Origin of the sequence: Krasilnikovia cinnamomea (assembly GCF_004217545.1) — a bacterium.
GTDB classification, from domain to species: Bacteria; Actinomycetota; Actinomycetes; order Mycobacteriales; family Micromonosporaceae; genus Actinoplanes; species Actinoplanes cinnamomeus.
The window spans coordinates 4,614,585-4,627,824 of the sequence record NZ_SHKY01000001.1; the positions used below are offsets into that span (position 1 = coordinate 4,614,585).

Sequence of the window (13,240 nt, forward strand, 5' to 3'; positions counted from 1 at the left end):
TCTTCCGCGTATCCGCCCGTCCATCCCCTGAGGTGCGCATGCAAGACTCACTGGCCCTGCGTCCGTTCGTCGAGAGCGATCTGCCCTTTCTGGAGCGGCTCGACGCCGACCCCGACGCGCTGGGTCCGTACGAATGGGCGGGCTTCATCGACACGCGCGCCCGGCGCCGCCGTTGGGAGAAGGACGGCTACATCGGCAAGGAGTCGGCGGCGCTGGCCGTGGTGCGCCCGGACGACACCGTGATCGGCATCGCCAGCTGGGAGGCGAAGACCCGGGGCGGCCCGATCGGCGGCTGCTACGAGATCGGCCTGGCCCTGCTGCCGGAGCACCGTGGCCGCGGCTACGGCACCGCGGCGCAGAGCATGCTGGTGCAGTACCTGCTGCGGTACACGACGGCCAACCGGCTGGAGGCGCAGACCGACGCGGAGAACCTCGCCGAGCAGACCGCGTTGGAACGCATCGGTTTCCGCCGGGAGGGGCTGCTGCGCGGGGTCCGTTTCCGGCACGGCATCTGGCGCGACATGGTCCTCTACGGCCTGCTCCGCGACGAGGCGACGATCTCCCTGGAGTGATCGCCGCAGGGCGCGGTCGCGGCGTGGAGCGGCTGGTCGTCGTCGATGTCGTCGCCGAGCACCAGGGTCAGCGCCCGGGCGTAGCGGCGGGCCGATCCGGCGGTGGCCGCTGCCACCTGCCATCGTTCGCCGGGCGCGACGGTGCGCTGACGGGCCAGTTCGCCGCGCAGGGCGTGCAGTTCGGCCAGGTGCTGATCCAGCAGGCCGAGGACTTCGTCGTGCATCAGGTTGCCACCTCCACCACAGGTAGCGCCGCCGCCCAGCGTTCAGCGCTAGGTAACCATCTGGCCGACGGTCGGTAGCGCCGTCGTAAGCCTACCGACGAGATGGGCGGACGTGGATGTGCCATTGCAAAATCTTTGTTTACTTCGCCCTCCGGCCGATCACGCTTGCGCAGCGCGGGGGCTACCGCTGGTCGCCCGGGCACGCGGTGAGCCGGCGCGGGACCACGACCTGAGTGGACGGTGCGACGCCGTCCGAGCACAGCCGCAGCACCACGGGCGTACCCACGCGGGTGCCGTTGCGGTCGAACCGCAACGTGCCCTGCGCCGCGTCCGGGATCTCGAAACTGCTGAGGTTGCTGGCGACGTGCGCCGGCTCGTACGCCTGCCCGTTGGTGTGCAGGGCATGCACGGCCGCCGCGGTCACGAACATCGCGTCGTGCGCGTTGACCATCCACGTGTCGGCCAGCTCCGCGTCCGTGAACGGGAACAGCTCCGCGTGCCCGGTGCCCGCGAACGCCCCGGTGTAGGCGGCCTTGAAGTTGGCGAAACCCGTGGAGCCGGCGAGCCTGGCGGCGCTGTTGGTGGCCGGAAAGTACAGCTTGACGTTGCCGGAGTGCAGCACCTCGAGCGCGTCCTGCCGCTGCATCTCCAGCGCGTGCGACGTCTCCGGGGTGAGCAGCCGGGTCGTGTCCGTACCCGCGGCGATCGTGATGCCGCGCGGGCATGCCCGGTTCATCGCCACGACGAACGTCGCCAGGTCGACCGCCCGCGCCGTGTAGAACACCGTGCGTACGGCGGGATCGGTGCAGATCGGCGACACCTTGGTGAAGATCTGGCCGGTCGCGTCCTTGCCGTTGCCGCTCAGCTCGAAGGTGATCGGATCGGGCGCCGGCTCGAGCAGCCGGTTGACGTGCTCGACGTTGGTGCAGGTGAACTGGTCGGAGTCGTACCCGGCCTGGGTGACCTGCACGGCGCGACCCCGCCCGAGCAGATCCACCCCCGTCAGGTAGGCGCCGAGCTGCGCGAAGTACCGCTGATTCGGGTAGGCGATCCGGTAGAACTGGGTCAGCTTGCCGGTCCCGCTCTGCGGGTGGCAGACCTCGGGGACACCCGCGAAGTTGCTGCGGTCGAAGCCGTCCGCGGTGACCACATCCGCGACCACCGGGATGCCACGGCCGTTCAACGTCCGCGCCGCCTCGATCATCTGGGTACGGCTGAGCGCCAGCCCCACCACCGCGACCAGGCGGTCGTACGTGGACAGCTCGTCCACCACCTCCGACCAGCCGTTCATGTCCCGGCCCGGGTCGGCGACCAGCAGCCGGATGAACGGCACGCACCCGCCCGGCTGGCGCAGGTGGTTCGCCCGCCACTGGGCGACGTACATTCCCGCCAGTTGGTGAATGGCCCGTCCGCCCGCCAGGTCGGAGCGCCACGGCGCGAGCGCGGCGACATCCACCGCCTCACCGGCGGTGCTGGTGCAGTCGGTGTCGCTGCCCGGAGTGTCGACGCGGCCGGACTCGACCCGCTCGTTTTCCGCGCGGATGGCGTCGAGCAGGGCGCCGAAGCGTCCACCGAGCTGCGCGCCGAACGCCGCGTCGATCGGGGTGGCGCCGTCGGTGACCCCGACGCAGTCGCCGTCGCGGGACCACACGTGCAGGTATTCGCGGGAGAAGCCGTGGCAGGCGTTCCAGTGGCGGGGCTGCAGGCGTACCGCGGTGATGGCCAGCGCCGCCACCAGCACCCCCGCGATGACGAGCCACGTGACGGGGCGTCGCCACAGCGGCCGGGACGGGCTCAGGCCGGGACGGCCGGTGGTGCTGGCGGGCATGACGTCCACCCTTTCGGTGACGGTCGAAGCGGGCGGTCAGTGCTCGTCGTCGGGCAGCTCGTACCGGGCGGCCCGGTTGCGGTACTCCCGGGACTGGTGGGTGGCGGCGCGGGCCACGTCCCGGTACTGGTCGGCGACGAGCAGGCGCAGGTCGGCGACGACCTCCGGGTCGGTCAGTCGGGGATCGCCCAGCCGCCGCAACCCGATCAGGAGGCGTCCGATGGCCAGTTGGAGGGGATCGAGGAACCCGGCCAGCTCGTCGGCGGCGCCCGACAACGGGTCCAGCGGGTCCGGGGTGGCCACGATGTCGTCGAGCACGCCCAGCCAGGCGGGCGCGCTCAGCCCCGGCAGCAGGTGCGCGAGCGTCACCGCGACGGAGCGGACCTCGCCCAGCGCCAGCTGGTAGTGCAACGACGCCGTGCGGGCGCCGAGCAGTCGCTCCGGCTCGGCGGTCGCCAGGCCGTCGTCGGCCAGCGTCAGCAGCGTACGGAAAACCGCCGCCCAGGAATGCGGATGGCCCCCCGGCCGGGCGGCGAGCTCGCGCAGCGCGAGGAAGCGCGCCGGCGCCGCCAGGCGCCGCGCTCCGCCCGGTGCGGTCCGGGACCACAACGTGTCGCTCAACGCCAGGCGCAGATCCTGCTGTCGCGCCGAACGCAGATGCTCCGTCTGGGTCAGCCGGTCCGCATCCTCCAGATCCCGCGCGGCGGCGAGGGTCACGAGGGTGTCCCGGAACGAGCCGCTGGGCCGGATCGTGGCGTGGGTCCGCTCGGTCATCTCCAGCAGGATCTCGTCGGCCAGCGACCGCGCCCGGTGGGCGTCCGGGTCGACGGGTTCGCCGTCCAGCAGCTTGTCGACGTTCTGGAGCAGGTCGGTCTGGCGACCCAGGGCATCAAGGATGAGTACGCCGGCCAGCGGGTGCCCGTCGGCCAGCCGGTGCGTGACCCGGGCGACCCGGTGCACCCCGACCTGGTCGAAGATCTCCCGGTCGGCGACGGCGGCGATCGTCTCGGCGCGGGTCAACGGCGGCAACGTGATCCGCAGCCACCGCAGCGCGTGCAGCTCGTCGCGGGCCAACCCGGCGGCCTCCACCTCGGACAGCGCGCGGCTGTGCTCCGCCGCGCAGGCGACCGGGGCGGGCAACGACTCACCGCCACTGGCCGCGACGACCACCAACGGTGTGGGCGCCGCCGCCCGCGCGTCGAAGAGCAGCGCCAGCAGCCGCTGCCCCGCCGGGCTGTCCGCGTTGTCCAGCAGCAGTTCCGCCCGCCAGCGCCGCCAGCCGGAGCGGCGTCGCGCGGCGGCCGCCCGCAGATCCGCCAGGAACGCGCGGACCAGGACCTCCTCGACCTGGCCCCGGGCCGCCTCGGACTGCCACCACCGGTGCAGGCGGGCCAGGGCGGCCGCGGGGGTCTTCCGTCCGTCGGTCAGTTGATCGGCGTACCACTGTTCGGCGTCCTTCAGGGCGGAGCCGCGGGTCAACCGGGTCCGGGTCAGGGCGGCGGTCAGCGGCCGCAACGCCGAGCCGAGGCCCGGCACGGCGTTGCCACCGGCGTGATCCAGGGCGCCCACGGCCACTTCGGACAGCACCTGGCCGATCAGTTCGGCGCCCGCGCGCCGCTTGCGGTAGCTCTTGAGGGCCGTTGCCATGGCGGCGTGCCGCTGCTCGGGGGTGGCGTCCGGGTCGATCGGCTGAGCCAGTGCCAGGTGCCCGAGGAACAACCGGTGGAACGGGATCCGGCCGAACCCGGCCGGGGGCTGGGCCAGTTCCGAGGCGGCCGACAGCAGCAGGATCGAGACCTCGTCGAAGGTGGCCGTCCTCCCGGCGTCCGCCACCGCGTCGACGATCGCCACCGGGAGGGCGGCGGCATGCTGATCGGCGAGGAAACGCAGCGCGGCGCTGCGACCGGACCCGCCGGAACCTTCCAGCGCGACGACCGGTCCGGCCGACATGGGTACGGCCTGGTCACGGTCGACACGGACCAGGCCGGTGACCAGATCTTCCAGCTTCTCCCGGCCGTAGAACACGATTCACTCCTCAGCCGCGGACAGAAGGCGGCCATGCATACCTACTCGGGAGCGTCGCGCCAGGGCAAACTCGGAAGCGATATTCACCCGGAAGCGATTCGGGTTCGGACCGTACGGATCGTCCGGCCCGGTGGCGGTTCCGCGCTGATTCCGGTGCAAAGAAGCGGCCCGGCCGGCGCGCTGTCGCGTGCCGGCCGGGCCGTTGGGGTGTGTGGGTGGGGTGGGGATCAGGTCCAGCCGAACATCTGGGTGTAGTACGGGGTGCCGTTGCTGGCGTAGACGACGCCGACGGCCATGGCCTTGGCGCGGCAGTCCACAATGTTGGCTCGGTGGCCGGGGCTGGCCATCCATGCCTTCATGGTGGCGGAGGCGGTGGTGTAGCCGTAGGCGACGTTCTCGCTCATCGGGTAGGCGTAGCCGGCGGTGCGGGCGCGGGTGACGAACGAGGAGCCGTTGGCGCCGATGTGGCTCATCTTGCGGGTGCGGGCCTGGTAGGCGCTGTGGCCGCGGGAGGCCAGCAGGAGGCGGCTGTCGACGCGGATGGGCTTGCAGCCGGCCCGGACGCGGGTGTTGTTGGTGTAGGTCACCAGTTGCGACTGCAGGGTGGACGTGGTGACGGTGGCGGCCTGGGCGGGTGCGGCGGTCACCGTCAGGGTGACCAGCGAGGCACCGGCACCGGCGAGCAGCACGCCGACCATCGTCGCGACCTTGCGCATCGTCTTGCGACCCACAGTGAATCTCCCCCGGTTTGGTCCGGCCCATGTCAGCCGGTCACATGAAGAAGATTCGGGGTCGTGCGGTGCGTGCCCGGGTCCGCGCGGGTTGCCTACCAGTTGCAGCTCATACTTTCGGCCGGTGACCACTTCCGCGTGGCCGGCGGCCACCTGTCCATACGGGTGGCAAGGTGCGGTGCGAGGCGGAGCCGACTACGTGACACTCCGGCCGGGTGCCGGTCGCGCGGGCCGTACGGATGTCCGGATTCCGCCCTCGAGTCCTGTTTATGAAGGTGGGCAGGCTGGGCGCGGCGCCGTGACGCAGATGCCGGCCGTCGGGATCCGCGAGCAGCGCGGAGACCAGCACCTCCTGCGGTGCCAGATCCTCGATATAGCGGGCCATCCCGTCGACCGCTGTGCCGATCTTCCTCTGGCCGCAGCATCCGTACGCCACCGCGCCGCATACGGGCCGACGGTGGTGGGTAGTAGGCACCGGCAGCCGTCACGGGGCTGTTTGGGAGGAAACAGATGACGTACCTGGTGGAGTACAAAGGGGCGGACCTGGAGATCGCCACGCTGGACGCGGCGCTCGACAACGCCAAGAACGCCATCACCGCCGACGTCGGGCCGGTCAGCGAGTGGAGCGTCGAGTACGACGAGGCCATCAACGACTGGTTCGTGCAGGGGCTGCTCGACGGCGCCCCCGTGGGTTCCACGGCGGTGGTCACCGGCCCCGAGCCGGTCGTCCCGCAGACTCCCGGGGCGGACCGGTACCCTTCGCCGCCCGGTGACGAGCGGGAGGACTGGGCGCGATGTGCCTCGTTCACGGGCGGCACGCCGGCCGAGGTCTTCGGCCGGGTCACGACGTGGCTCGCCGGGCGACCGGACCTGGTCACCCTCGGCGACGTCGCGTTGTCGGTCGTTCCGGACGGCTACCGGCTGCGTGTGTACTACCGCGACAACGAGGGCGGCGAGCGGCGCGTCATGCGGGGCTGAATCGACACCACCGAGCCCACCGTCCACGGCGAGCAGCCGGCCGTACGGGCGTGAGCGTTTGGCAGGGCGACGACGACCGCACCTGGCGTGAAGGTGCGGCTATTCCCGCTCGTCCTCGTGGACCCGATGTGATCTGCTGGCGGCCCATTGGCGGACGTCGGATGTGCGCCACATCCTGCCCACCGACAGGCGTGCGATAGGCATGGGAAAGTCGCTTCGCTCGACCTGAACGGCCACGCGCTGACGCGAGACGCCGAGGCAGTCGGCGATCTCGGCGGCCACCATGACCTCGTCCAGCAACGAGGGCCCTCCGATCACGAGTGGGCGTCCCGGTAGTAGGCGATCTTCTCCCGCAGGCGGGTGCGCTGGGACTGCAGGGTTGCGATGCGCTGGCGGACATCGCGGTCGTGCTCCTCAAGGAGGTCGATGCGTTCGGTGATGGTGTCCTCCGCGCGGCACAGGTCGGCGAACTCACGCATCCGGTGGATCGGCATGCCGGTCTCCCGCAGGCAGCGCAGGACCTCCAGCAACCCGAGGTCATCGTCGCTGTACTGGCGTTGCCCGCCCGGCGTGCGGCCGACACCGGCCAGGAGCCCGATCCGCTCGTAGTAGCGCAAGGTGTCCAGGCTGAAGCCGGTCCGGTGGGCGGTCTCGCCGGGCGTGTAGGAGGACGACATGGCATCGATTGTGCCGACGGTGTCCACATCGGGGTGTTGAAGAGTTCCGGCGCGGAACGGACCTGAAGTCTCCAACGTTCGCTTGACCTGGAGCGCGCTCCAGGGACCACGATCGTCGGCATGGCTGAGATCGTGCTCGGAGCGATGCTGTTCGGTACCCGGATCGGTGAGGCGGATTCCTTCGCCCTGCTCGACCGCTTCGTGCAGCGAGGTGGCCGGTGGATCGACACCGCGAACAACTACGCATTCTGGTTGCATCCCTCCGGCTTCGGTGGCCAGAGCGAACAGGTGATCGGCCGCTGGTTGGCGGCGCGCCCGGGGATGCGTGCGCGCATCCTGCTCAGCACCAAGGCCGGCGCGCAGCCCACGGACGCGACCCGTGGGTTGGACGCGCCGGAGGGCCTGACCCGTGCGGCGGTGGGCGCGGCCATGGGCGCGAGCCTGCGGCGGCTCGGCGTGGATCACGTGGACATGTACTGGGCGCACATCGAGGATCGGTCGGTGGAGCTGGCCGACACGGTGAGTGTCTTCGCGGAACTGGCGGCTGCGGGCAAGGTCCGTCGCCTCGGCGCGTCGAACACTCCCGCCTGGCGGGTCGAGCGCGCCCGGGGCCTCGCCGCCGCGCGCGACGTCCCCGGCTGGACGGCCATGCAACTGCGCTATTCGTACGTGCAGCCGCGTCCTGGGGCGGCGTTGGAGGCGACGTCGCACCGGATGGTCTTCCCGGAGACGCTGGACTATGTGCGGGCTGACCCGGAGCTCGAGCTCTGGGCGTACTCGACGCTGTTGAACGGGGGGTACAGCCGCGCGGATCGGCCGCTGGAGCAGGCCTACGACCATCCCGGCACGACCCGTCGCCTGGCGGCCCTCGCGGAGGTGGCCCGGGATCTGGGTGTCACCCGCAACCAGGTCGTGCTGGCGTGGCTGCTCGGCGGCGACCCGCCGGTCTTCCCGATCGTCGGCGCCAGCACCCTCGACCGGCTCGACGAGGTGATGGACGCGGCCGCCCTCACGCTCGATCCGGAGCTGCGGGCTCGGCTGGACGCGGCGCGGTAGGGTGACCCTAGGTCAGGAAGTCCGACAGCGCCCGGGCGGTGCGTTCGCCGTTGTGGTGAGTCACCGCGAACTCCCGTGACGCCGCGCCGGTCTTCGCCGCGTGGTCGCGGTCGTCGATCAGACTCTGCAGCGCGGTGGCCAGCGTGTCCGGGGTCGCCTCGACGATCGGCAGGTCCGCTCCGGCGACCGCCTTCACCCGGTCACTCAGGTACGCCACGACGACGCGCCCGGCCGCCATCGCCTCACACGACAGGGCACCGTACGCGCCGGTGGTGAACTGGTCGATGACCACGTCGGCGTCGTGGATCTGTTTCCGCATCTCGGCCCACTGCACCTGCTCGGCCAGCCGCAGCTCGATCGCGCCTCGGCGGTCCAGATCCTCCAGCACCGGCAGGACGCGATCGGTGCCCTTCGTCCAGCGGGCCGACGGGGCGAGCAGCACGACGGGACGGACCCGCTCCATCACCGGCCGGTCGCAGTACCAGGCGTCGACGTCGACGACCAGCGGCGTCCAGGTCGCCCAGGGCAGGTCGTCGAGCAGGTCGGGCGTTGTCACGTACACCGGTAAGCCGCTCTGCTCGGCCACCCGCCGGTTCCGTTCGGTGATGGCGGTGAGGTTCGCGACCCGGTCCGGCTCGGCGTCCCGGAAGTGGGAGAACGGGTGCTCGGCGAGGTGCCGCGCCGGATCGCGCACCTCGGTGCCGTGCGCCAGCAACGCCACCTTGATGCCCGCCGATGCCAGCATGGGCAGGTCGGCGCCGATGTGGTAGCCGTTGAGGCGGCCGAAGACCGGACGGAACGCCTCGGCGAGCAGATGGGTGTACCGGCGCCGGATGCGCCGTACCTGTTCGACCTGCAGCTCGGGCTGGTTCAGCTGCGCGTCGTCGAGGTAGACGTCGGCCGGGAAGCAGCGGTCCTGCGCAGACCGGTACATGAAGACCTCGGCGGAGACGTCGTCGCGCAGGCGGCACACCGCCTGCGCGAAGCCGGCGGCCTGCCCCGCGTAGTTGGCGGGCCCGACGCCCAGCCGGGTCCCGGTGCTCGCCAGTGGGCGCCAGCCCCGGGTGGCCGGATCGGTCTGGGCCGGTGTCTCGGCGCTCTCGCGCACCGTCCAGGACACCGTCGGGCGGGTGGTTTCGGGGGTGCGCGGAGCGATGTGCCGGTACAGCTGCACCAGCCCGCCGCTCTGATGCTCCCAGGACAGGTCCCGGAGCACGTCCTCGGTGATCCGTGCGGCCAGGGCGGCGCGCCCGGCGTGGGCACGCGAGACGGCTTCGGCGAAGCTCCGCTCGTCCTCGGCGGTGAACACCTCACCGAAGCCGTGCTGCCGTACGAAGTCGCCCACGACTCGGATGTCGCTGACAACCAGGGGCAGCCGGGCGTGCAGATACTCGGGCACCTTGGTGGGTAGGGAGACCTCGCAGTTGGGGGTGTGTCTGAAGCAGACGATCCCCAGGTCCGCCGAGGCCAGGTAGTCGGGCACGAGGTGCTGGGCGACGTACGGCACCACGTGCACCCGGTCGCGCACGCCCCGCTCGACGGCGTCGCCCAGCAGCGCCCGCAGTTCCGCGTTGTGGCGGTTGGCCACGATCGCCAGGTGGAAGCCGGGCAGGGCGGGCAGGGCGCGGATCGCCGTGCCCAGTCCGCGTTCGGGGCCGATCCAGCCGGCGTACACCAGCAGCGGCACTCCGGCGCCGAGGCCCGCGGCCTGCCGCACCGACACGGCCGTGTCGCCAGCGCCGATCACCTCCTGGATCGGGGCGTTCCGTACGACCAGCGGTGCCTGCGCCAGGTCGTACGCTTCGCGCAGCAGTTCCGCCAGCTGGGGTGAGACCGTGACCACGGCGTCGGCGCGGTGGATGAATTCGCGTTCCATCGCCGGGAAGCCGTGTGCATGCTGTGGCCGGGTCCATTCGAACCCCCGGACGTACTCGTGCGCGTCGTAGAGCCAGTTCACCCGGTGTCCGCCACGGCGCAGCCGGACGACGGCCTGGGCGGCCGTGCTGATCGTGGTGATGTCGTTGGCGTGGATGACGTCCGGCGCCAGGTCCACCAGTACCGGTACGAACGCGAGATCGCGGTCCACCTGTTCGGGTACGTCCCGGCGCCAGTCGCCGGTCGCGGCACCGGCGGCGGAGATCCGGTCCTCCTCCCACCGCCACAGCCGGTTGCGCAGGCGGTAGACGTCGTGGCGCATTCTCATCCACGCCCGGCGGCTCGGATTCAGCCAGGTGGCGGTATCCGCCGCCAGCCGCGTCTCCTGGCGCAACCGCCAGGCGTCGTGCGCGCCCCGGTAGCGGTTGAGCGCGTTCCGGTCGGGCAGGCCGGCCTGGGTCAACCGGCAGCGCATGTTGCGGCCCTGGCGCCGGCGATACTGCCGGTAGTTGTCCAGCACGGGCAGCCGGAGGACCTTCACCGGCCCCATCATGGATTCTTCCCGTTGCTTCGACAGGCTGCGCCCGACCACGGTGACGTCCCAGCCGTCGCGGGCCGCGGCGATGGCGGCCTTCTGGACCCGCGAGTCGCCGGTGATGTTGTTGGCGACGATCACGGCCAGGCGCGGCGCGGTGCGGAAGCCGTTCAATGAATGCTGCCTTCGGTGAGATCCGGGCGGGAACGTCGACGGGGCTCCCCGATGTCCAGACTTCAACGACCGACCCGCGAGCGCGGGTGCGGCGGGGCGACTTCCCCCGTTCGAGGCGCAGAACTGCCCGGCCGTTCCGTACCTGGGGTCCGACGCGTCCTGGTGCGCGGCCGGCTCCGGATCTCAACGACCCTCGGGTCGTTGGTTTCAGTAGCGTCTGCCGGATTCTCCGCGGTGCGCGCTTTCCACCATCAGCACCGTCGCGTGGACGGTGAGCTTCGACAGGAAGGGTGCCATGTCTGGGGCCTTTGAACCGATCCCGGCCGCGCGGCCGGTGATCGGTGAGCGGGAGATCGAGGCTGCCGTTCGGGTGTTGCGCTCGGGGATGGTGGTGCAGGGGCCCGAGGTGGCGGCGTTCGAGGAGGAATTCTCCGAGGTGGTCGGGGGCCGGCACTGCGTGGCAGTGAACTCGGGGACCTCGGCGCTGTATCTGTGCCTGCTGGGGTTGGGTGTGGGTCCCGGTGACGAGGTGGTGGTGCCGTCGTTCTCCTTCGCGGCGACGGCGAACGCGGTGCGGCTGGTGGGTGCGGAACCGGTGTTCGCCGATATCGAGGCGGACAGCTTCTGCCTGGACCCGGCGGCGGTGGCCGCGGCGGTGACGGCGCGGACGGTGGCGATCCTTCCGGTGCATCTGTACGGGCATCCCGCCGCGATGGACCAGATCATGCCGATCGCGCAACGGCATGGGCTGGCGGTGGTGGAGGACGCGTGTCAGGCGCACGCGGCGGCGTTGCATGGACGTCCGGTGGGGACGTTCGGGGACGCGGGGTGTTTCAGCTTCTATCCGACGAAGAACATGCACTCGCTGGAGGGCGGAATGGTCGCCACCGGCGATGCCGACCTGGCCCGCCGGTTGCGATTGTTGCGGAATCAGGGGATGGAGCAGCGGTACGCCAACGAGATCGTCGGTGCGAACGTCCGGTTGACGGATGTGGCCGCCGCGATCGGGCGGGAGCAGTTGCGGCAGTTGCCGCAGTGGACGCGGCAGCGGCGGGCGCACGCGAAGTTCTTCGACGCCACGCTGACCGCGGTGGCGACCCCGCCGGTGGCGGACGGGGTGTCGCACGTCTATCACCAGTACACGGTGCGGGTCGACGGTGACCGCGACGCGGTCGCGCAGGAGTTGCGGGAGCGGGGGGTGGGCACGGGGGTGTACTACCCGACGCCGATCCACCGGTTGCGGCCGTTCCGGGACTCGCCGGGGGTGCGAGGGGAGTTGCCGGAGACCGAGCGGGCGGCGCGGCAGGTGTTGTCGTTGCCGGTGTTCCCGTCGTTGACGCAGGCCGAGCTGGAGCGGATCGCGGTGGCGGTCAACGCGGTGCGGGTGGCGGCGTGAGGGCGGGCGGGCGCCGGCTGCGGGCCGGGCTGATCGGGCTGGGCGCGATGGGCCGCAATCACGCGCGGGTGCTGGCGGGGTTGGACGGGGTGGACTTCGTCGGGGTACAGGACCCGGCCGGTGACCCGGGCGGGACTCTGCCGGTGCCGGTGGTGACCGATCTGGCGGACCTGCTCGCGCTGGGGCTGGACTATGCGGTGGTGGCCTGCCCGACGGCGTGGCACGAGCAGGTCGGGTTGGAGCTGGCCGGCCACGGGGTGTGCGCGCTGATCGAGAAGCCGCTGGCGTTGTCGGTGGGGGAGGCCCGGCACCTGGTCGAGGCGTTCGAGTCGCGCGGGCTGGTCGCCGGGGTGGGGCACATCGAGCGGTACAACCCGGCGTTGCGCAGCCTGCAGACCCGGCTGGAGGCCAGCGAACTGGGTGAGGTTTTCCAGGTGGTCACCCGCCGGCAGGGCCCGTACCCGCACCGGATCTCCGACGTGGGGGTGGTGCTGGACCTGGCCACCCACGACATCGACCTCACCGGCTGGGTCACCGGTCAGCCGTACGTGTCGATCGCGGCGCGGACCGCGTCGCGCAGTGGCCGCCCGCACGAGGACATGCTGGCCGCGGTCGGGCAGCTCGCCGACGGTGCCGTGGTCAACCACCTGGTCAACTGGCTGAGCCCGCTCAAGGAACGCTCGACCGTGGTCACCGGCGACCGGGGCTGCTACGTAGCGGACACGCTGACCGCTGACCTGACGTTCTACGCCAACGCCGCGATCGACACTGAGTGGGAGGCCCTGCGTACCTTCGTCGGGGTCTCCCAGGGCGACATGATCCGCTATGCCATCCCCAAACGCGAACCACTGCTGGTCGAACACGAGATGTTCCGCGACGCGGTCGATGGCAAACAGACCGGCATCGTCTCGCTGCGCGAAGGTCTGCGCACCGTCGAGGTCGCCGCCGCGGTCCTGACCTCCGCACACCAGGGCGCCACGGTGCCCGTTCCACCCGCCGACCCCGCCACCCGCCACCCGCGACAGCGCACTCCCGGCCACCCCCTCGCCCAGGACACGGCCACCTTGGCCGACGAATAGACGCCGGAGCGGTTCGGCGCGGCCAACGTCCACCGCGTTTGGGGTAAAACGAGTACATCAGACGAATTGGGGCGCTCGCGCCCACGACGG

At 71.3% G+C, this 13,240-nt stretch carries 12 protein-coding genes; 5 read left to right on the forward strand and 7 right to left on the reverse strand.

Going from position 1 to position 13,240, the window contains the following annotated elements:
* Positions 1-38: 38 nt before the first annotated feature.
* Positions 39-572 (forward strand): GNAT family N-acetyltransferase, encoded by a 534-nt coding sequence (locus EV385_RS21030; protein ID WP_207229889.1) that lies wholly within the window; start codon positions 39-41, stop codon positions 570-572.
* Here the strand turns inward: EV385_RS21030 and EV385_RS21035 are convergent.
* The 4 genes from EV385_RS21035 to EV385_RS21050 all read right to left on the reverse strand — a co-directional run bounded on the left by EV385_RS21035 (position 530) and on the right by EV385_RS21050 (position 5,380).
* Complete coding sequence (locus EV385_RS21035) at positions 530-796, reverse strand: hypothetical protein (protein WP_130511012.1); 267 nt, start codon at positions 794-796, stop codon at positions 530-532. The genes EV385_RS21030 and EV385_RS21035 overlap by 43 nt on opposite strands.
* A gap of 181 nt (positions 797-977) precedes the next feature.
* Positions 978-2,624: an ABC transporter substrate-binding protein gene (locus tag EV385_RS21040; protein WP_130511013.1), complete on the reverse strand. Its 1,647-nt coding sequence runs from the start codon at positions 2,622-2,624 to the stop codon at positions 978-980.
* A 36-nt stretch (positions 2,625-2,660) separates the two neighbouring features.
* A complete protein-coding gene (locus EV385_RS21045; protein WP_130511014.1) occupies positions 2,661-4,649 on the reverse strand; it encodes a hypothetical protein in 1,989 nt (662 codons plus the stop codon).
* Between the two features lie 227 nt (positions 4,650-4,876).
* Complete coding sequence (locus EV385_RS21050; protein WP_242624986.1) at positions 4,877-5,380, reverse strand: CAP domain-containing protein; 504 nt, start codon at positions 5,378-5,380, stop codon at positions 4,877-4,879.
* 510 nt (positions 5,381-5,890) lie between these two features.
* Here EV385_RS21050 and EV385_RS21060 point away from each other — a divergent pair.
* A complete protein-coding gene (locus EV385_RS21060; protein WP_130511015.1) occupies positions 5,891-6,358 on the forward strand; it encodes a hypothetical protein in 468 nt (155 codons plus the stop codon).
* A gap of 99 nt (positions 6,359-6,457) precedes the next feature.
* Here the strand turns inward: EV385_RS21060 and EV385_RS21065 are convergent, their stop codons facing one another.
* Together EV385_RS21065 and EV385_RS21070 are read right to left on the reverse strand one after the other, a co-directional pair.
* The gene (locus EV385_RS21065; RefSeq protein WP_242624987.1) at positions 6,458-6,658 is read right to left on the reverse strand and encodes a helix-turn-helix transcriptional regulator; all 201 of its coding nucleotides are present in this window, start codon (positions 6,656-6,658) and stop codon (positions 6,458-6,460) included.
* A gap of 14 nt (positions 6,659-6,672) precedes the next feature.
* Positions 6,673-7,035, reverse strand: coding sequence for a MerR family transcriptional regulator (locus EV385_RS21070; protein WP_130511016.1), 363 nt, complete (start codon positions 7,033-7,035; stop codon positions 6,673-6,675).
* 120 nt (positions 7,036-7,155) lie between these two features.
* On the opposite strand from EV385_RS21070, the gene EV385_RS21075 reads away from it, so the two are divergent.
* The gene (locus tag EV385_RS21075) at positions 7,156-8,091 is read left to right on the forward strand and encodes an aldo/keto reductase (protein ID WP_130511017.1); all 936 of its coding nucleotides are present in this window, start codon (positions 7,156-7,158) and stop codon (positions 8,089-8,091) included.
* Positions 8,092-8,098: 7 nt separating this feature from the next.
* Here the strand turns inward: EV385_RS21075 and EV385_RS21080 are convergent, their stop codons facing one another.
* Complete coding sequence (locus tag EV385_RS21080; RefSeq protein ID WP_130511018.1) at positions 8,099-10,675, reverse strand: glycosyltransferase; 2,577 nt, start codon at positions 10,673-10,675, stop codon at positions 8,099-8,101.
* 295 nt (positions 10,676-10,970) lie between these two features.
* Between EV385_RS21080 and EV385_RS21085 the strand changes: the two genes are divergently transcribed.
* Both EV385_RS21085 and EV385_RS21090 read left to right on the forward strand, forming a co-directional pair.
* Positions 10,971-12,071 carry a DegT/DnrJ/EryC1/StrS family aminotransferase gene (locus EV385_RS21085; RefSeq protein WP_130511019.1) on the forward strand — a complete coding sequence of 367 codons (1,101 nt, stop codon included), beginning with the start codon at positions 10,971-10,973 and terminating at the stop codon, positions 12,069-12,071.
* Complete coding sequence (locus EV385_RS21090; protein ID WP_130511020.1) at positions 12,068-13,150, forward strand: Gfo/Idh/MocA family protein; 1,083 nt, start codon at positions 12,068-12,070, stop codon at positions 13,148-13,150. Before EV385_RS21085 ends, EV385_RS21090 begins: the two co-directional genes overlap by 4 nt.
* Positions 13,151-13,240 lie beyond the last annotated feature (90 nt).